General features: G+C 70.5%; 17 protein-coding genes. 2 read left to right on the top strand and 15 right to left on the bottom strand.

All coding sequences use genetic code 11. The features are described from left to right. The 5 genes from ABEA07_RS03925 to ABEA07_RS03905 form a co-directional block, all read right to left on the bottom strand. Entirely contained in the window at positions 1-1,056 is a 1,056-nt protein-coding gene (locus ABEA07_RS03925) for a glycosyltransferase family 2 protein (RefSeq protein ID WP_345536016.1), read from the bottom strand. A 361-nt stretch (positions 1,057-1,417) separates the two neighbouring features. Next, complete coding sequence (locus ABEA07_RS03920; protein ID WP_345536014.1) at positions 1,418-2,338, bottom strand: DMT family transporter; 921 nt, start codon at positions 2,336-2,338, stop codon at positions 1,418-1,420. A gap of 70 nt (positions 2,339-2,408) precedes the next feature. Next, the gene (locus ABEA07_RS03915; RefSeq protein WP_345536013.1) at positions 2,409-3,407 is read right to left on the bottom strand and encodes a Bug family tripartite tricarboxylate transporter substrate binding protein; all 999 of its coding nucleotides are present in this window, start codon (positions 3,405-3,407) and stop codon (positions 2,409-2,411) included. A 35-nt stretch (positions 3,408-3,442) separates the two neighbouring features. Further along, positions 3,443-4,597, bottom strand: coding sequence for a CaiB/BaiF CoA transferase family protein (locus ABEA07_RS03910; protein WP_345536012.1), 1,155 nt, complete (start codon positions 4,595-4,597; stop codon positions 3,443-3,445). Between the two features lie 13 nt (positions 4,598-4,610). Continuing rightward, complete coding sequence (locus ABEA07_RS03905) at positions 4,611-5,564, bottom strand: hydroxymethylglutaryl-CoA lyase (RefSeq protein ID WP_345536011.1); 954 nt, start codon at positions 5,562-5,564, stop codon at positions 4,611-4,613. Positions 5,565-5,690: 126 nt separating this feature from the next. Here ABEA07_RS03905 and ABEA07_RS03900 point away from each other — a divergent pair, with 126 nt between their 5' ends. After that, the gene (locus ABEA07_RS03900) at positions 5,691-6,614 is read left to right on the top strand and encodes a LysR family transcriptional regulator (RefSeq protein WP_345536009.1); all 924 of its coding nucleotides are present in this window, start codon (positions 5,691-5,693) and stop codon (positions 6,612-6,614) included. A 125-nt stretch (positions 6,615-6,739) separates the two neighbouring features. Here ABEA07_RS03900 and ABEA07_RS03895 read toward each other — a convergent pair whose 3' ends face one another. The 4 genes from ABEA07_RS03895 to ABEA07_RS03880 all read right to left on the bottom strand — a co-directional run bounded on the left by ABEA07_RS03895 (position 6,740) and on the right by ABEA07_RS03880 (position 11,852). After that, positions 6,740-7,081, bottom strand: coding sequence for a DUF4189 domain-containing protein (locus tag ABEA07_RS03895; protein WP_345536008.1), 342 nt, complete (start codon positions 7,079-7,081; stop codon positions 6,740-6,742). 78 nt (positions 7,082-7,159) lie between these two features. Continuing rightward, complete coding sequence (locus ABEA07_RS03890; RefSeq protein ID WP_345536291.1) at positions 7,160-8,203, bottom strand: lipocalin-like domain-containing protein; 1,044 nt, start codon at positions 8,201-8,203, stop codon at positions 7,160-7,162. A gap of 2 nt (positions 8,204-8,205) precedes the next feature. Further along, positions 8,206-9,276, bottom strand: a complete 1,071-nt coding sequence (locus tag ABEA07_RS03885; protein ID WP_345536007.1) for a PLP-dependent cysteine synthase family protein — start codon at positions 9,274-9,276, stop codon at positions 8,206-8,208. 23 nt (positions 9,277-9,299) lie between these two features. Further along, positions 9,300-11,852 carry an ABC transporter permease gene (locus ABEA07_RS03880; protein WP_345536006.1) on the bottom strand — a complete coding sequence of 851 codons (2,553 nt, stop codon included), beginning with the start codon at positions 11,850-11,852 and terminating at the stop codon, positions 9,300-9,302. Between the two features lie 376 nt (positions 11,853-12,228). Between ABEA07_RS03880 and ABEA07_RS03875 the strand changes: the two genes are divergently transcribed. Further along, a complete protein-coding gene (locus ABEA07_RS03875) occupies positions 12,229-12,579 on the top strand; it encodes an alpha/beta hydrolase (RefSeq protein WP_345536005.1) in 351 nt (116 codons plus the stop codon). A gap of 68 nt (positions 12,580-12,647) precedes the next feature. Here the strand turns inward: ABEA07_RS03875 and ABEA07_RS03870 are convergent, their stop codons facing one another. From ABEA07_RS03870 to ABEA07_RS03845, 6 genes are all read right to left on the bottom strand, one after another. Beyond that, positions 12,648-13,937 (bottom strand): amidase, encoded by a 1,290-nt coding sequence (locus ABEA07_RS03870; RefSeq protein ID WP_345536004.1) that lies wholly within the window; start codon positions 13,935-13,937, stop codon positions 12,648-12,650. Then, on the bottom strand, positions 13,934-14,158 hold the full coding sequence (locus tag ABEA07_RS03865; RefSeq protein ID WP_345536003.1) for a CoA transferase: 225 nt from the start codon (positions 14,156-14,158) through the stop codon (positions 13,934-13,936). Before ABEA07_RS03865 ends, ABEA07_RS03870 begins: the two co-directional genes overlap by 4 nt. 5 nt (positions 14,159-14,163) lie before the next feature. Then, positions 14,164-15,522 (bottom strand): NAD(P)H-dependent oxidoreductase, encoded by a 1,359-nt coding sequence (locus ABEA07_RS03860; protein ID WP_345536002.1) that lies wholly within the window; start codon positions 15,520-15,522, stop codon positions 14,164-14,166. Beyond that, the gene (locus tag ABEA07_RS03855; protein WP_345536001.1) at positions 15,522-16,397 is read right to left on the bottom strand and encodes a phytanoyl-CoA dioxygenase family protein; all 876 of its coding nucleotides are present in this window, start codon (positions 16,395-16,397) and stop codon (positions 15,522-15,524) included. Before ABEA07_RS03855 ends, ABEA07_RS03860 begins: the two co-directional genes overlap by 1 nt. Next, positions 16,394-17,074 (bottom strand): GntR family transcriptional regulator, encoded by a 681-nt coding sequence (locus tag ABEA07_RS03850; protein WP_345536000.1) that lies wholly within the window; start codon positions 17,072-17,074, stop codon positions 16,394-16,396. Before ABEA07_RS03850 ends, ABEA07_RS03855 begins: the two co-directional genes overlap by 4 nt. A gap of 142 nt (positions 17,075-17,216) precedes the next feature. Next, the gene (locus ABEA07_RS03845) at positions 17,217-17,921 is read right to left on the bottom strand and encodes an ABC transporter ATP-binding protein (RefSeq protein ID WP_425584072.1); all 705 of its coding nucleotides are present in this window, start codon (positions 17,919-17,921) and stop codon (positions 17,217-17,219) included. Between the last annotated feature and the right edge of the window lie 223 nt (positions 17,922-18,144).

Below are 18,144 nucleotides of genomic sequence, written 5' to 3'. Positions count from 1 at the left end.
TCAGGATCGCCGCAGCAGCTTGCGCAGCACCTTCTTGAGCGGACCGGCCCCGAAGATCAGCTGCGAGTACGAAACGAACAACGGCCTCGGCAGCAGCAGGCTGCCGTAGTAGTAGAGGCGGTACTGCCGTGGTCCGCTGCGGGTGTCCGGGTGGCGCAGCACGCGCAGCAGCAGGCCCAGGTCCTTGCCTTTGCCGGACAGCCAGCGCTCCAGGAAGCGCAGCCACAGGTGGCCGCCCTGGTCGTCCAGCGGCCGCCACAGCACCGAGGCGCCGGGCCGGCTGCGCTCGATCTGCGCGCGCAGCCAGGTGTCGAAGCGCACGGCGCGCTCGCGCGTCGCGTGGACCTGCGCCGCCGACACCATCGAGCCCTTGGTCGCGGAGGCGCCGTGCACGCGGTAGCGCGTGAGGGGCTCGGCGACGTGGACGCAAGGGCTGAGCAGGGCGGCGGCGGTGCACAGCTGCAGGTCCTGGTACATCAGCCGGTCGCTGTCCAGCGGGCCGATGGCGTCCAGCACCTCGCGGCGGAAGGCCAGGCCCGAGGTCAGCGCGAGCACGGGGCAGGACGCGGCCTGCAGCGTCTGCGCCGCGAGCCAGCCCTCGGGCGCCACGCCGCCGGGGTAGTAGGGCGCCAGGCCCAGGTGGGGCTGCGTGGCCGAGAAGCGCTGCATGGCGTTGTGGACCCAGCCCGGCAGGTGGCCGTCCACGCGCCGGCGCAGTGCGTCCAGCACCTTCTCGATGCGCTGCGGCGCCATCGTGTCGTCGGCATCGAGCAGCAGCACCACGTCGCCCGAGCAGGCCGCCAGCGCGGTGCGGGTCGCGGCGCAGATGCCGCCGTTGGGCTGGTGGATCGCGCGCACCTGCGGGTGGCGCGCGGCATAGGTCCCGAGCACCTCGGCCGTGTCGTCGGTCGAGCCATCGTTCACCACCACGATCTCGTCGGCGGGCACGGTCTGGGCGAGGCAACTGTCCAGGCATTCGCCCAGATAGCGGCCGTAGTTGAAGCAGATGATCGCGATGCTCGCTCGCGGCGTAGCCGGCAACGGGGGCAGCGCCATCGGCTGGATCGACAGGTGGCTTGGCGCAAGAGACGGGATTGCTTCTGCCCTCATCGCATCGGCCTCTCAAAGCCCCCGGGAGGGCGACGTCCCGGATTGTGCCCGAGGAGCGCCATGCAGGCTTCATGCCACCCGCAGCGCCGCTTCGCCCGCAGATTTGCACACTACAATCGCGCCGCCGGCTTTCTTGACGGCTGCCTCTTGGCAGTGTGGGATTCCCTTCCGGCATGAGCTGGAAACGGCTCTTCGGGCTCCCTCCGGGGAGCTTTTTTTTTGACGAAGCGCAGCCTGGCTCAACCCCGCCGGGATCCACCCGGAAGCACCACGGGGCCGGCAACTGTGTCCGGCGTCCGGCACGTGATCAGGCGCGGCTGCCCGCGGCACGGCCGTTGAGCCAGACGGTGCCGATGCCGCCCAGTCCGATGAGGCCCGTGCCCACGATCGCCCACGCGTCCGGCGCGTGGCCGAACAGCAGCCAGCCGATCGCCGTGGCGAAGGCGATCTGCGCGTAGGCGAAGGGCATCAGCACCGACAGCGGGGCGGTGCGCACGGCTGCGGCCATGCAGACATGGCCCGACGTGGCGAAGCTGCCCATCAGGAACAGCAACGCCCATTGCGCGCCGCTGGCCCGGCCCAGCGCCGGCGCGATGTCGAGCGGCAGCGCCCACAATGCCACGCCCAGAACCGATGTCACGAGCAGCGCGGACAGGAAGTTCGTGACGACCAGGTCATCCGCGGTGGCGATGCGGCGGGTCACCAACTGAAAGGCCGCGTAGCACAGCGCACTGGAGATCGGCAGCAGCGCGCCCCAGCCCAGCGCACCGGCACCCACGGGCCGGACCACCGCGAGCATGCCGGCCACGCCGAAGCCGACCATCGCCCAGCGTGCCGGCGACACGTGCTCCTTGAGAACGAGTGCGCTCAGCACCGTGGTGGCCACGGGCGCCAGCAGCATCAGGGCCGTGAACTCGGCCAGTGGAATGTGCTGGACGCCATAGAACGCTGCCGTGGAGTTGCACAGCAGCAGGATGCCGCGGATGCACTGCAGCGCGGGCGCCCGGCTGCGGATGCGCAGCGTTCCGCCCCGCACGCAGTGCCAGGCGGCCAGGCTGGCGGTCTGGAACATGTAGCGCACCCACAGCAGGACCAGCACCGGAATCGAGCCGCCGAGGTACTTGATGGTGGCGTCGCTGCCCGCGAACATGCAGGCGGTCAGCAGGACCAGCGCGATGCCGGCGCTCAGGTTGGGCGGTTTCGGCGTCGCACGCTCGGTCGGGGTCATTCGGGGCCTGGGCAGATGGCCGGGCACCTTATCACGGGCGCGTGCGCGCGACGCCGCGCAGCCTCCTGCGTCAATCCAGCGTCACGTTGGCCTTTCGCGCCAAAGCCGCATAGCGCCCCGCCTCACTCCTGAAGAACTTCGCGGCCTCCTCCGGCGAGGTGGGCCTGATCACGTTGCCCTGCTTGCCCATGGCCTCGGCCACTTCGGGGCTCTGGAAGGCCTTCACGAAGGCGTCGTGGATGCGCGCGACCTCGGCCGCCTGCATCTTCGCCGGCCCGACCACCGCGAACCAGCCCTCCACCTCGTAGTCGGGCAGGCCCTGCTCGGCGATGGTGGGAATGTCCGGCGCCGCGGGCGAGCGCCTGGCGCCGCACAGGCCGATGGCGGTGACCGCGCCGCTCTTGATGTGCTGCTGGATGGCCGGCAGCGCGACCACGCCGAACTGCACCTGGCCCGCGATCAGGTCCGTCACCATGGGGCCGGTGCCCTTGTAGGGAATGTGGCGCGCCTTCACCGCGGCCTGCTCCAGGAAAAGCTCGCCAGCCAGGTGGATGATGGTGCCGTTGCCGGAAGAGGCGTAGTTGTAGTCGTCCGGCCTGGCCTTGAGCAGCGCCACCAGCTCCTTCACGTTCTTCGCGGGCATGCCCTTGCCTGCCACCAGCACCAGCGGCGTCGCGCCGATCACGCTGATGGGCGTGAAGTCGGCGATCGCATCGAAGGGCATCTTCTTGTAGACCGCCGGATTGATCACGTGGTTGTTGGAGAACAGGCCCAGCGTGAATCCGTCCGGCGCGGCCTTGGCGACGGCGGAGGCGCCGGTGATGCCGCCGGCGCCCGGCAGGTTCTCGATCACCACCGGCTGGCCCAGTGTCTTGCCCAGCGTGGGGGCGGCGGCTCGGGCGATGGTGTCCACGCCCGAGCCGGCGCTGATGGGCAGCACGATGCGCACAGGCTTGTCGGACTGCGCGAAGGAAGGCAGCGCGGTGGCGGCGAATGCGCAGGCGCCGAGGCCCAGCAGGCCGCGGCGGGAGATGCAGAGCTTCGTGCAAAGGTTCGTGCGATGGTTCATGACGTTGTCTCCGATCGTTGTGAATTCACAGGATGTCAGGCCGCCTGCCGCGAGGGCAGCCGCGACAGGATCTCCTCGGTGTGCTCCCCGGCTTTGGGCAGCGGCGATCGCACGCCCGGGCGTCGCCCACCCATCAGCAGGGGCAGCAGCACCACCTCGGTCTGGCCGCCGTCATCGGTGGTCATCGGCACCAGGCCGCCGCTGGCCTTGAGGTGCGGGTCCTCCACCAGTTGCTCGGGCCGCATGATCGGCGCGTAGGGGATGCCCGCGGCTTCCAGCTGGAGCGAGAGTTCGCCGGCGCGATGTCGAAGCAGGATCTCGCCCAGCGTCGCGAGCAGTTGCGGACGCACCGCCACGCGCGCGGCGTTGTCGGCGAACTCGGGGCGATCGAGCAGGTCGGTGCGCTCCAGCACGCGGCACAGGGTCTCGAACTGCTTGTCGCTCACGGCGCCGATGAAGAGCTGTTCGCCCTCCGCCAGCGTGAACACGTCGTACACGCTCCAGGCGGACACGCGCGAGGGCATGGGCGGCGGGGGTTCGCCGGTCATCAGGTACTGCTGCATGTGCTGCGAGGACAGGAAGACGCAGTTCTCGAAGAGGGCGCTTTGCACCTCCTGGCCGCGGCCGGTCGCATCGCGCTCGCGCAGCGCGGCCAGCACGCCGATGGCACCGAACATGCCGCCCATGATGTCGTTGACCGAGGTGCCGGCACGCAGCGGCCGGCCGACCGGACCTGTCATGTACGACAGGCCGCCCATCATCTGCACCACTTCGTCGAGGGCCAGGCGCTTTTCGTAGGGACCGGGCAGGAAGCCCTTGTGCGTGACGTAGATCAGCTTCGGGTAGCGCCGCGACAGCGTGTCGTAGCCGAGGCCGAGCTTCTTCATCAGGCCGGGGCGGAAGTTCTCCAGCACCACGTCGCACTCGCCGATCAGCTCGGTCGCGGTGGCGCGGCCTTCCTCGGTGTTGATGTCGAGCACGACGCTCTTCTTGTTGCGGTTGAAGCTGCGGAAGAAGCCGATGCCCAGGCCTGGCAGCTTGCGCGTCTTGTCGCCGCCGGGCGGCTCGATCTTGATGACCTCGGCACCGAGGTCGGCCAGGATCATGCCGCAGGTGGGGCCCATCACCATGTGGGTGAACTCGACGACGCGGATGCCGGCGAGGGAGAGGGGGTTGTCTTGTCCGTTCATGCGTGGCGTCCGGTCAGTTGGAAAGCGCGCCTGCGCGCGCGAAGGTCTTGGGCAGCCCGGCCTGCCACAGCGAGCCGTGCAGCGTCTCGCCGCACAGCCAGCCGGCGACGCGCTCACGCAGGGCGAGCAGCGCATCGATGTCCACGCCGGTGGCAATGCCCATGCTGCCCAGCATGTAGGCCAGGTCTTCGGTCGAGACGTTGCCGCTCGCGCCAGGCGCATGCGGACACCCGCCGATGCCGGCGAGGCAGGCGTCGAATCGATGCACGCCGACCTCCAGCGCTGCGTAGACGTTGGCCAGGCCCAGGCCGCGCGTGTCATGGAAGTGGCCGCACCAGAACCGCTCGCCGGCGATCCGCAACGCGTCCTCGAAAAGATCGCGCACCATCGCCGGATCGGCGTAGCCCACGGTGTCGGCCAGGCTCACCCGGTCGGCGCCGGCGTCGAGCAGGGCCTGCATGAGGCGCAGCACCTCGCTCTTCGCAACCTGGCCCTGAAGGGTGCAGCCGAAAGCGGTGCCGACGCCGCCCTCGATCAGCGTCTTCGACCCGGCCGCATCGCGGGCCGCGCGGATGCGCGCCACCTCGGCCACCACCTCGTCGGGCGTCTTGCGCAGGTTGGCCAGGCTGTGGGCGTGGCTGGCGGAGAGCGGCACGATCATCAGGTCGGCGCCGGCGCCGATGGCGCTCTCGCCGCCGCGCAGGTTGGGCACCAGAACCGAGACGAAGAGACCCGGCAGGGTCTTGGCGAAGTCCACCAGCTCGGCCGTGTCGGCCAACTGCGGCAGCAGGCGGGCCGGCACGAAGGAGCCGACCTCGATCTCGCGCTGGCCGGCCGCGTGCGCGGCGCAAATCCATTCGCGCTTGTGCGCGGTGTCGAGGATGGTGGCGATGCTCTGCAAGCCGTCGCGCAGCCCGACCTCGCGGATCACGGCGTTCGCAGGCAGGCGGGCGGGGCGGGCTGTCATGTCCTTGTCTCCATCGAAGGGCGCGTGCGCAGGGGCCATCGCGCCGACGGGTGAACTTTAGGCATTCCCGAGCCACGCCTGAAGCGTTAATCTGCCACGCCTGACGTTCCATTCCGGAAAGCCACGATGCACGACCTCGACCTGACCACCCTGCGCCTCTTCGTCGCCGTCTGCGAGACGCGCAACATCGCCCGCGCCGCCGAGCAGCACCACATCGTCCCCTCGGCCATCAGCAAGCGCATCGCGCAGCTCGAAGGGGTGGTCGGCAACCGCTTGGTGGAGCGCAAGCGCCGCGGCGTGGTGCCGACCGGCGCCGGCGAGATCCTGCTGGAGCACGCCCGCGCGATGCTGGCCGGGCAGGACCGGGTGGCCCGCGACATGGCGGCCTACGGCCAGGGCATCAAGGGGCAGGTGCGAGTGCTGGCGAGCGTGTCCTCGATCGCCGAGTACCTGCCGGACGACATCGCCGACTTCCTGCAGTTGCCCGCGCACCGCGACATCCGCGTCGACATCGAGGAGGCCCTGAGCCGCGACCTGGTGCGCGGCGTGCGCGAAGGCCTGGCGCCGGTCGGCGTGTGCTGGGACGCGGCCGACCTGGAAGGCCTTCAGACGCGGCCCTACCGCAACGACCAGTTGGCGATCGTCGCGCACCCGGCGCATCCGCTGGCGAAGCAGAAGCGCTGCCGCTTCGAGCAGACACTGGATTTCGACCACGTCGGCCTGCCGGCCAGCACGGCGGTGCATACCATGCTCGGGCGCGCGGCCGCGATCGCCGGCCGGCCGCTGAGCTACCGGGCGGTGGTTACCACCTTCGACGCCAGCCTGCGCTGCGTGCGCGCGCAGCTCGGCATCGCGGTGGTGCCGCAGGAGGTGGCGCAGCCGATGGCGCAGGCGTACGGGCTGCGGGTGCTGCCGCTCACGGACCGCTGGGCGCGCCGCGGCTTCGCGATCTGCTTTCAGGACGAGCGGCAGCTGTCGCCGGCGGCCCGGCTGCTGGTGGCGCACCTCGCGTCGCAGGCGCAGGCGCGGCGCGGGCGGAAGAAGGCTTGAGGCCGTCGGCGATCCGGCGCGCCGTGAATATATGTTCTATGGCAGTTGCACAGCCGCTGGCTGTTGCTCATAGATCACGAGCTGGATCGCTTTGCATCGTTGGAACGTGACGGCAACACCACGCCTCAGCGCGAACACACGCTGACGACCACCTTGCAGGGCTCGGTCGGCAGGTGGCTTTCGCATTGCTTCGCCGCGGCCTGGCCGGCATCGTCGGACGTGGGGGCGATCGCGGTGCCCCACTCGCCGTAGTTGCCCGTGGCCAGCGCAGCGCAGGCGCGGTCGAAAGATGCGCGCACCACGCAGGCACCCGCGCGGCCCGCGGCGCGCTCGCAACGGGCGCGTGCGGCGTTCTCCGCCGCATCGCGGGTGGGCTGGTCGTACGCGTAGCCGTACCATCCCTGCAGGGCCGCAATGGCGCCCCAGCTCGGGCGTAAAGCCGTCTGGGCATGGGAAGGGCTGATCAAGAGGCAGCACGACACAAGCAGCGTGCTCGAAGCAAGGCGAAATAGCATCATCGGATGGTGAAGGATGCGCATCGCGCATCAAAGTTTCAGCGGCTGCGCGTAGCCGGTCATCTCCAGGTAACCGCGGCCGATGCGCCGGCCTTCGGCATCCAGCAGGTCGCTCACGCCTTCCCAGTAGACGCCGCCGGTCGAGCCGCGGCTGTCGAGCTCCTGGTCGTCGAGCAGCGCCTGCACCGTGAAGCGGCCGGCCGGTGTGTCGATGCGCCAGCGCATGGGGTAGGTGGCGCGGGTGCGGGGGCTGGTCCAGGGCTGTGTACCTTCGAAGCGCATCGCATCGTGGGCGAAGGTACGCAAGTGTCCGTCCGCGCTGCGCATCGAACCGCCGAACCACAGGGCCGAGCCGTCGCGGCGGCGCAGCCGGAAGGCGGTGAGGGCGCCGCCATCGTCGAGGTTCATGCCGATCCAGTCCCAGCCCACGGCCTCGGGATGCAGCAGCGCTTCGCTCCACTCGTGGTCCAGCCACGCGCGGCCGCGCACCTCGAAGGCCCGGCCCTGCAGGCTGAGCCGGCCGCGCGCGTCGAGCTGCGGCTCGCTGTAGTAGTAGCTGGCCTGCTCCGGCTCGGGGCCCTTGCGCGACAGGCCCGCCTGGCCCTGGAGCAGCACGGGCTGCGTGGGCGTGAAGCGCAGCGCGATGCCGAAGCCCTCGGCGGGCAGACTCGCGACGTAGCTGCCGTTCTCGCGCTGCAAGGTCCAGTCGCGCAGGCGCAGCGCAGTGTCTTCCTCGCTCGCCGACGCGATGCCGAAGCCGGCGCGCGCGATGCGCTGGTCGTGCCAGAGCTTGCGGCCCTGCAGGTCGGTGATGGCGGCATGGGCGAAGACCAGCTGCCTCGCGGCGAAGGCCGAGCGCAGGGACTGGGTCTCGTCTACCCGCGAGCGGAAGAAGGTGAGCTGGAAGCCGAAGGCGCGTTCGCCGGCTTCTGCATGGCCGGTGACGTACCACCACTCGGTGCGCAGCTCGGGATGGCTGCCGTAGTCGCGCGGGAACTGCAGCGTGCGCGGCGGCAGGGCCCAGGCGGCGGGCAGCGCCAGCCAGGGGAGGGCGAACAGGGCGCGCCGTCGCATCGTCACGCCGCGAGCGCGTCCTGCACGCGCTGGGCCGCGGCGCTGCAGTCGCCGAAGTTCCGGGCCACCCAGTCGGGGTCGTGGTAGGTCGGCAGGTAGCGCTCGCCGGCATCGCACAGCAGCGAGAGGATGGAGCCTTGCCGGCCTTGCGCGCGCATCTCGGCTGCGAGTGCCAGCATGCCGATGAAGTTGGTGCCGGTGGAGGGGCCCACCTTGCGGCCCAGCAGCGTCGACAGCGCATGCATCGCGGCCACCGAATCGGTGTTGGGCACCTCGATCATGCGGTCCACCAGCGAGGGGATGAAGCTGGGCTCCACGCGCGGGCGGCCGATGCCTTCGATGCGCGAGCCCGGCGCCGTCAGCGTCGCATCGCCGCTCGCGTGGTACGCGGCGAACACCGAGCCCTCGGGATCGGCCACGCAGACGCGCGTGTCGTGGCAGCGATAGCGCAGGTAGCGGCCGATGGTCGCGCTGGTGCCGCCGGTGCCCGCGCCCACCACGATCCACGCCGGCACCGGATGCCGCTCGCGCGCCATCTGCTGGAACATGCTCTCGGCGATGTTGTTGTTGCCGCGCCAGTCGGTGGCGCGCTCGGCATAGGTGAACTGGTCCATGTAGTGGCCGCCCTCGCGGCCTGCCAGCGCCCGGGCTTCGGCGTAGACCTGGGCCGCGTGGTCCACGAAGTGGCAGCGGCCGCCGTAGAAGCCGATCTGCGCGATCTTCTCCGGCGAGGTGCTCCTCGGCATCACGGCGATGAAGGGCAGGCCCAGCAGGCGGGCGAAGTAGGCCTCGCTCACCGCGGTGGAGCCGCTGGAGGCCTCGACGATGGTCGTGCCCTCGCCGACCCAGCCGTTGCACAGCGCGTAGAGAAAGAGCGAGCGCGCCAGCCGGTGCTTGAGGCTGCCGGTGGGGTGGGTGGATTCGTCCTTGAGGTACAGGTCGATGCCGTGCGCGGCGAACTGCGGCAGGGGCAGCGGGATCAGGTGCGTGTCGGCGCTGCGCTGGTAGTCGGCCTCGATGCGGCGGATCGCGCTGTCGAGCCAGCGGGCGCAGACGGAAGGGGCGGCTTTCATGGCCGCATTGTCTCCAGTCTTCTTCACCAGTCTTCCTTGACCGCCAGCACCGCATCGCGCGAGGCCGCCGCGCGGCCCGCCAGCCAGGCGGTGAGGGTGCCGGCCGCCACCACCGCGGCGCACAGCCCGGCCAGGCGCAGCCAGGGCACCAGCAGATCCATGCTCCAGTGGAAGCTCTGCGGGTTGACCACGTGCACGAGCACGACGGCCACCGCGAGGCCGAGGCCCAGACCGGCCGCCGCGCCGATCGCAGTCCACGCTGCGCCTTCGCCGGCCACCACCGCCAGCACCTGGGTGCGGGTGAAGCCCAGGTGCGCCAGCAGCCCGAACTCCTTTCGGCGCGCCAGCACCTGCGCGCTGAAGCTGGCCGCGATGCCGAACAGCCCGATGCCGATCGCCACCGCCTGCAGCCAGTAGGTGACGGCGAAGCTGCGGTCGAAGATGCGCAGCGAGGTTGCGCGCAGCTGGCCGACGGAGGCCATCTCGATGGGCTCGCCCGGGCCCAGTTCGCGCTCCGCCAGCGCGCGCAGGGACTGCTGCACCTGGGCCTCGGCCGCGCCCGGCGCCAGCCACACGGCCACGTCGCTCACGCTGCGGTCGCCGGTGAGGCGCTCGAAGTCGCGCGCATCGATGGTGATGGCGCCGAACTGCCGCACGTAGTCGCGCCACACGCCGGCCACGAAGAAGCGGCCGCGGCCGTCGAAGGCGCGGGCCAGCGGCGCGAAGTCCGTGCCGGGCTTCGCGCCGTAGAGCTCGACCATGGCCTCGCTCACGTAGACGGGGATCGCTCCCGCCGGCGGCGCCAGTGCGGCACCGAGCAGCGGCAGCGCGCGCGAGGCATCGTCGTCCAGGCTGCGCGAGATCAGCGTGACCGAGGGCCGCGACGGGTCGAGCAGCAGCGCGCGCGTGCGCAGTGTGCCCGTGCGCGCGACGCCGGGCAGGGCCCCCACGGCTTGCACGAAGGCCGGGGTGAAGGCGGCCTGCTCGCCGCCCAGCGATCCGGCGCCGCCGCTGGACGTGCCGCGCAGGTACAGATCGGCCGGCAGCACCACGTCGAGCCAGCGCGTCACCGATTCGCGAAAGCTCGCCACCATCACGGTGAGTGCGACGGCCAGGCTCAGGCTCGCGACCACGCCGCTGACGGCCACCGCCGCGGTGGCGCGCATGCGGCGCGCGCGCTCGATCGCCAGCATCGGCAGCACGCGCTGCGCGAAGAACGGCGCGAGCCGGTCGTAGAGCAGCGCGATCAGGCCCGGCAGTGCCGCGATGCCGCCCACCAGCAGGAAGCCCACCGACAGATACGCGGCCACCGGAATGCCGAACACCGCCGGAGCGGTCGCCAGGGCGGCGCCGGCCATGATCAACAGCAGCGCGATGCGAGGCGCGCCGCCCTTCGCATGGTCGCTGCCCAGGCCCTTGAGCGTCTGCGCTTCCGGCAGCGACTGCGCGGCGCGCGCCGGCCACCAGCCGCCCACGGCCGCGGCCAGAAGACCCAGGCCGCCGTAAAGACCGGCCGGCGCCCAGCGCCAATGCAAAGTCGGCGCGACGCCTTCGAAGTACCCCCCGCCGAGGTCGCCGCCCAGCACCCGGAGTGCGAAGGCGGCCAGGGCCGTGCCCAGCGCCAGGCCCAGCACGCTGCCGATGAGGCCCAGCGCCAGCGACTCGGCCAGCACCAGGCGCAGGCGTTCGCGCGGCGTGAGGCCCAGCACGCCCAGCAGCGCGAACTGCTGCGCGCGCTTGGCCACGCTCAACGCCAGCACCGAGAACACGAGGAAGGCACCTGTGAACAAGGCCACGAGCGCGAGCACGGTCAGGTTCACGCGATAAGCGCGCGAGAGGTTGCTCACGCGTTCCGCTGCATCGCCGGGCTCGGCGATCTGGAGGTTCGCCGGCCAGCCGGGCGTGCCGCGCAGCGTGCGCATGAAGGCGGCGCGGTCGGTGCCCGGCGCGAGCCTCAGGTCGATGCGGCTGAGCTGGCCGGTGCGGCCGAGCAGGTCCTGCGCGGCGCCGATGTCCATCACCGCCAGCGCCGCGCCGCCGGCCGCGACCTGGCCGGCGATGCGCAATTCGCGCGTGCCGGCCCCGATGCGCAGGGTCAGTTGCGTCGCGCCTTCGCCGAGCGCGCTGCGCGCGGCCGCGTTGAGGAACACGGTGTCGGGGGCGAGCAAGGCGAGGCGTCCGGCATCGTCGGCCGGCTTGGGCATCAGCGCAGGGGCGATCGTGGGCAGCACCAGCGCATCGGCGCCGACCAGGCGCAAGGGCAGCCGGCGCCCGCCTGGCGCGAGGGCCTGCACCTGCGATTCGAGCACCGGGCTGGCAAGCTGGACCTGCGGCAGGCGCGCGACGTGGCCGAACACCGCCTCGTCGAAGCTGCCCTGCGCGGCGCGCAGTTCCAGGTCGGGCTGGCCGTTGACCGAGCGGACTGCGCTCGAAAATTCGTCGAGCGCCGAGGCATTGATCAGGTGGACCGAGAAAGCCAGCGCCACGCCCAGCATCACGGCCAGCACGGCGGCGGCGCTGCGCCAGGGGTGGTGGCGGAGTTCTTGCCAGGAAAAGGTCAGGAGGAGGGCGCGCATCGAAGGGCGATTCTGCGCGCACCGAGTCGAAGCTCTGAGGTACGGGTGGGCGCGATGCCCGGCATCGTCCATTCAGCCGTGCAGCGACGTCATCGCCCTATGCGGCCATTCACCGGGCGTGCCCCTGGAGCAGATGTCGAGCACGATCGCTCATGGCCCATGACAGCCGGCAAAGCATGTCACCGGCGCTTGGTTGCGGACGGAGAAAAAGCAAGGCCCCCGATTGTTTCCAGATCGGTGACACCGCGATTCCAAATGGCCAGGGTTTCCACCTGGAGATCTCGACATACTTCTTTCACGGGCTGGCCATGAGCGAACCCGGGCGAACGGGCCACGAACCCGTTCGCGTCGTTTCAGCATCCCTAGGAGATCAATCATGAACAACACCAAATTCATCGCTGCCGCTGCGCTGTCCCTGCTGGCCGTGGCCGGCGCGCATGCCGAGACCTATGACGGCGTCCACCCGCTGACCCACGGCGCCGCCCGTGCCGAGGTGGCAAACCAGGCGGTTGCCGCTGCGCGCAACGGCAACGCCTACAGCGATGTCGCCAACGCCGGCGTGCAGACCGTCGTCTCGACCGCCGACCGCGCCAAGGTCCGTGCCGAGGCCGTTGCCAAGGCCCACGACCCGCTGCAAAGCCTGGACCGCCGTGCCTTCTTCCGCGATGAAGTGCCGGCCGCCTACAAGAAGCCCAGCGTGTCTTTCACGCGCCAAGCCGGCCTCTGATCGGCCTTTTGCCTCTGCGCCTCGGCGCAGATCGAAGCCGGGCCCGCATCGCGGGGCCGGCTTTTGTTTCATGGCGCGTCCCTCAGGAGAGGATGAAGGGCCGCGGCCGCGGCCAGGAGTGCGCGTTCCTGCCCCGGGTGCCCCACCAGTTGCAGCCCGATCGGCAAGCCCTGCGGGCCGTGCAGCCCCGGCACGTTGACGCAGGGCAGGCCGAGCAGCGTCCAGACGCGGCTGAAGACCGGGTCGCCGGTGGCGGACAGGCCGGCCGGTGCTTCGCCCGGGGCGGCGGGCACGAGCAATGCATCGAGGCCGTGCATCAAGGACTGCACGGCGCGGGAGCCGTCCTGCGCCAGCGACAGCGCGCGGCGATGGTCGGCTTCGGGGGTGTGGCGGCCCGTGTCCAGCAAGGCATGCAAGGCGGCACTGAGCTGCTGCGGATGCGCGCGCCATTCGGCGTCGAGCTGGCGCGCCGCTTCCCACGCCATCACGGTCTTCTGGGCGTTCAGCCAGCCTGCGGCCGACGCGGGAAGGGCGACATCGCGCAAGTCCGCCCCCGCCGCACCGGCCAGCTTCACGCCTTGCTCGAAGGCAGCGACGCCACCGGCATCTGCGGCCGGCCATTCGTGCGTGCGGCAGATGCCCAGCCGCAGCGCGCGCGGCGGCGCAGGCTGCAGCGGCTCGAAGCCGACGCCGGCCATCGCGCATCGCATCAGCTCCAGGTCATCCGCACTGCGCGCCAGCCAGCCCAGCGTGTCGAGCGAAGGCGAGAACGGCTTGATGCCCTCCAGGCGCACCATGCCGTAGCTCGGCTTGAGCGCGAACACGCCGCAGTAAGAGGCCGGGCGGATCAGCGAGCCTGCAGTCTGCGTGCCGAAGGCGATCGGCACCATGCCGTCGGCCACCGCGGCGGCCGAACCGCTGGACGATCCGCCCGGCGTGTGCGCCGGGTTGCGCGGATTGGCGGTGGGCCCGGGTTGGAAATAGGCGAACTCGGTGGTCACGGTCTTGCCCATCACCACCGCGCCGGCCTGGCGTGCCAGGGTGACGCAGTGCGCGTCGGCCGTGGGACGGAAGCCTGCGTAGATCGGGGAGCCGTAGCACGTCGGCAGGTCGGCCGTCGCGATGATGTCCTTCACGCCCAAGGGGACGCCGCCGAGCAGGCCGGGCACGCCGCGCGCGTCGAGTGCGCGGGCCGTGGCCAACGCGCCGTCGGCGTCGACGTATTGCCAGGCATGGATCTGCGGCTCGCGCTCGGCGATGCGTTCGAGCGCGGCGCGTGCGGCGGCCTCGGCGCTCAGTTCGCGTTGTGCCAGTGCGCGCCGCAGCTCGACGGCCGTCATCGTCGCAATGGCCTTCATGCCACGTCGGCCATGGCCGCGAGTTCCGCCACGATGGCCTGCGCGCGCGCATCGGGCAGGTTCAGCACCATGCTCTTCTCGTTGCGGTTGATGAGCGAGAAGTACACGCTCTCGCCTGCCAGGAAGGGGCCGAAGCGCCGCGCTTCGTCGCCCTCCGGCGATTCGATCTTGATCACCTCCGCGCCGAGGTGGGCCAGCAGGTGCGTTGCAGTGCCTCGCACGCTGATCAGGCCGCCTGTTGCCGCGTCGGCGCGAACATCGATTCCATCTCGCTGCGCAGCGTGTACGCGGGCGTGGTGGTGTCCATTGCCACGTCGGCCCAGCTCAGGCTCTGGCCTTTCTTCACCGGCCGCACCACCTTCACGTTGTGCGCGAGTCCGAGCGGCAGGCCGCCCATGCGCAGCGAGCGCTCGGCGGGCAGCAGCTTGCCCCACACGGTGTAGCCGCCTTCGCCGTCCAGCATCTCGCCGGGCGCGAGGTCGCGCTTGGCGGTGGCGACCACGTCGGCGTTCCAGCCGGTGGCCACGCCGGTGGCTTCGCCGCGCAGCGCCACGCTGGCGACCGACATGCCGACCTCCAGGCCGATCAGGTGCCAGCGCTTGTAGAGCGTGAAGTAGCGTCCGCTGGGATCGGTGTGCGCGTTGTATTCCTCGAAGCAGTTCTTGATGTACTCGGTCTCCGCCTCGACCGTGACCCACACGCCCATGCGGATGTCGTAGGGGATGCGGCGGCCGTCGGCTTCGAGCGAGGACACCACCTCCACCATGCCCTTGCGTTCCAGCACGCCGCCTTCGCTCTTCGGGCGGGTGACGAAGGGGATGTCCTCCACGCTGGCGGGCGGATAGAGCAGGCCGTCCGAAGGCACGCCGAGCCCCGTCGCGTTGGCCACCGCTGCGCTTTCGATGGAGGGCTTGGAGCCGTCCAGGAAGCTGTTGAACATCTTCGGGTTGAGGCCGCCGCGCTTCGCCTGCTCGGGGGTGAGGCCGTAGTGGCCCCACACGGTCTCTGGCGTCGATTCGCTGAAGTGCGGCAGCCACTTGTGGCCGCGACCGGCCGCCACCACCGGGAAGCCGCAGGTGCGGGCCCAGTCGACCAGGTCGCAGATCAGCGCCGGCTGGTCGCCGAAGGCCAGCGAATAGAGCAGGCCGGCCTGCTGCGCGCGGCGGGCCAGCAGCGGGCCGCAGAAGGCATCGGCCTCCACCGTGACGTTGACCACGTGCTTGCCGTGCGCGAAGGCGTCGAGGCAGTGCTCCACCGCGGCCACGGGGTTGCCGGTGCATTCGACCACGATGTCGATGGCGGCCTCGCGCGTGACAGCCTGCCAGTCCTCGGTGATCCAGGTCGTGCCCTGCAGCAGGGCCTCCTGCACCGAGCGGGCCGCGGCGCGTTCCCGTGGCCAGCCCACGCGTTCGAGGTTGGTGCGCGCGGCCTCCGGCGAGAGGTCGGCGATGGCGACCAGCTGCACGCCGGGCGTGCGCGGGATCTGCGCCAGGTACATGGCGCCGAACTTGCCGGCGCCGATCAGGCCGATGCGCACCGGCTTGCCTTCGGCGGCGCGCTGCTGGAGTTTCTGGTGCAGGCTCATCAGGCGGCCACCGTGTCGATGCGTTCGAGCGAGGTGCGCAGGGCGCTGTCGGGCAGCCCGTCCTTCCAAGGCGTCTCGACCGGATAGGCCTCGAGCAGGCAGTCGTCCGGCAGCAGCTCGATCGGCGTGAAGTCTCGGTGCGCGATGTACTCCGGCCGCTTGAAGCGCCGGATGTGGTTGCTGACCGCGCACAGGCTCAGGTACACCGCCACCCGGTTGAACGGCGAGAGGTTGCTGCCCGAGGCATGCACCAGGCAGCTGTGAAACAGGATCATCGAACCGGCCGGGCCCTTGGGCGAGACGATGCCGCCGTGCTTGCCGCCGGCGCGCTGCACCAGTTGGGCGATGAGGTCGTTGTCGACGGTCCAGAGCGGGTAGCTGGTGGTCGTGAGGTCATGCCTGGCCTCGACCACGCCTTTCACGTGGCTGCCGGGAATGAACATCAGCGGCCCGTTGAACTCGCTCACATCGTCCAGGAAGATGGCGACGTTCATGGCGCGCTCGGTGGGCATCAGGTCGTCGTTGAGCCAGGTGCCGTAGTCCTGGTGCCATTGCCAGACGTCGCCTTCGAAAGCCATCTTGCCGTTGATCTTGAACTGGTGCATGTAGACCGCCTCGCCGAAGAGGTCCATCACCGGCTCCACCATGCGCGGGTGGCGGGCCAGGCGCGCGAAGGGCTCGCTGATCAGGTGGGCCGCGAAATTGGTGCGCACCGCGTCCGATCCCTTCTCGCGCACGTTGAAGGCCTCGCGCCGGCTGTAGAGTGCGGGCACCGCGTCGGTCAGTACTTTCGTCTCCTCGGGGGAGAAGTGTCCGGGGAAGAAGAGGTAGCCGTCGCGCTCGAACTGGGCGCGCTGCGCGGGAGTGAGTTTCATGCGTGGTCTCCGGGGCTGGAAAGGCGCTCGGCGAGGCGCATGCTCAGCGTCTCGCCCGCGCGGGTGCAATGCGCCTCGCTGAGTTGCGCGGCGCGTTCGACGTCGCCGGCGCCGATGGCCGCGGCGATCGCCTCGTGCTCGTCCCACAGCGACTCGCGCTGCGGCACGGATTGCAGCACCGCGCCCATCGCGCGGCGCAGGTGGACCCAGTGTTGGCCGGCACCCTGCGCGATCAGCGGGTTGCCCGACGCGGCGTAGATCGCGTGGTGGAAGGCGACGTCGGCTTCGATCATGGCTTCCACGCTGCGCCCGCGTGCGGCGCGGCGGCCGCGCTCGATGAGCCTTCGGTCGATCGGCGCGCGCTGTGCAGCCGCCAGCCGGGCCGCCAGCACCTCCAGCGCGCCGCGCACCTGGTAGAGCTGGCGCGTCCATTCGACGTCCAGCGGCGCGACCAGCAGGCCGCGGCCGGGCGCGTCGAGCACGAAGCCGTCTTTCTTGAGGAGGCGCAGCGCCTGCAGCACCGGCTGGCGCGATACGGCCAGGCGCCGCGCGAGGTCTTCCTGCGTGATGCGCTCGCCGGGTGCGAGCGAGCCGTTGCTGATGGCATCGAGCAGGGCGCGGTAGACCTGGTCGACGAGGTCGGGCGCGGCGGCGATCTGGACCAGCTGGGCGGGCATCGGGCGGTGGGCTTAAGTCTGAACTCTGTATACAGAGTACGAGGATCGGCGGATGGTGGCACTAGGGGTTTGTGCCGGGGCGCGGCGTGTGGGCCGCAGTCCTTCGACGGCGCCGCTGAACCCCGCCGGGCAGCGAAGCGCTTCAGCCCGGCAGGATGCCGCCCGCACTCAGGTGAAGCACCCGGTCGGCCCGCGCCGCGGCCGCTTCCGAATGCGTCACCAGCACCAGCGAAGCGCCATGCTCGCGCGTCTGCGCGAACAGCACGTCCATCACTTTCGTCGCGGTGCCCGGGTCGAGGTTGCCGGTGGGCTCGTCGGCCAGCAGCAGTGCGGGCCGGTGCACCAGCGCACGTGCGATCGCCACGCGCTGGAGCTGGCCGCCGCTGAGCTGCTGCGGCAGGCGGCCACCCAGGCCGGCGAGGCCGACGACCTCCAGCATGTGCGCGACGCGCGCCGGGTCGGATTGCTTCAGCAGCATGAGGGGCAGCGCGACGTTCTGGTTCACGTCGAGGTGCGGCAGCACGTGGAAGGCCTGGAACACGAAGCCCACGTTGCGGCGCCGCCAGAGGGCGCGCGCCTCGGCGTCGAGGGCTCCTATGTCGATGGTTCCATGCACGACGCTGCCGTCGTCCCAGTGGTCCAGGCCGGCCATGCAGTTGAGCAGCGTGGACTTGCCCACGCCCGATTCGCCAACGATGGCGACGAACTCGCCAGGCGCGATGGTGAGCGAGACTTGCTCGAAGACGGTGCTGTCGGCGTAGCGTTTGGCCAGGTCTTGGATTTTCAGAAGCACCGGGGTCGCTTCGACTGCGGTGCTTCTCGCTTTCGGAGCGGGCGTGCGACTCATGGTCTGACCTCTGGTCGGTCTTGCTTTCTCTCGCTCTGGGGGAGGGTGGGGGGGAGGGCTCTGGGCCTTTGTTTTGGCGCTGTATTTGTTGTTGGTCGGGAGGGTGGGATTGGCCACGCGGGGCTTTGTTTTTGCCTTGTTGGGTGTTTGGCGCAGGAGCCGGGAATTCGCCCCGGCGGGCGAGTTACTTTCTTTGTCTCGCCAAAGAAAGTAACCAAAGAAA

The sequence above is a fragment of the Variovorax defluvii genome, assembly GCF_039541515.1.
Classification (GTDB): Bacteria; Pseudomonadota; Gammaproteobacteria; order Burkholderiales; family Burkholderiaceae_C; genus Variovorax; species Variovorax defluvii.
Note: the sequence above shows the minus strand (reverse complement) of the source record. Positions and strands in the feature narration are given on the sequence as shown.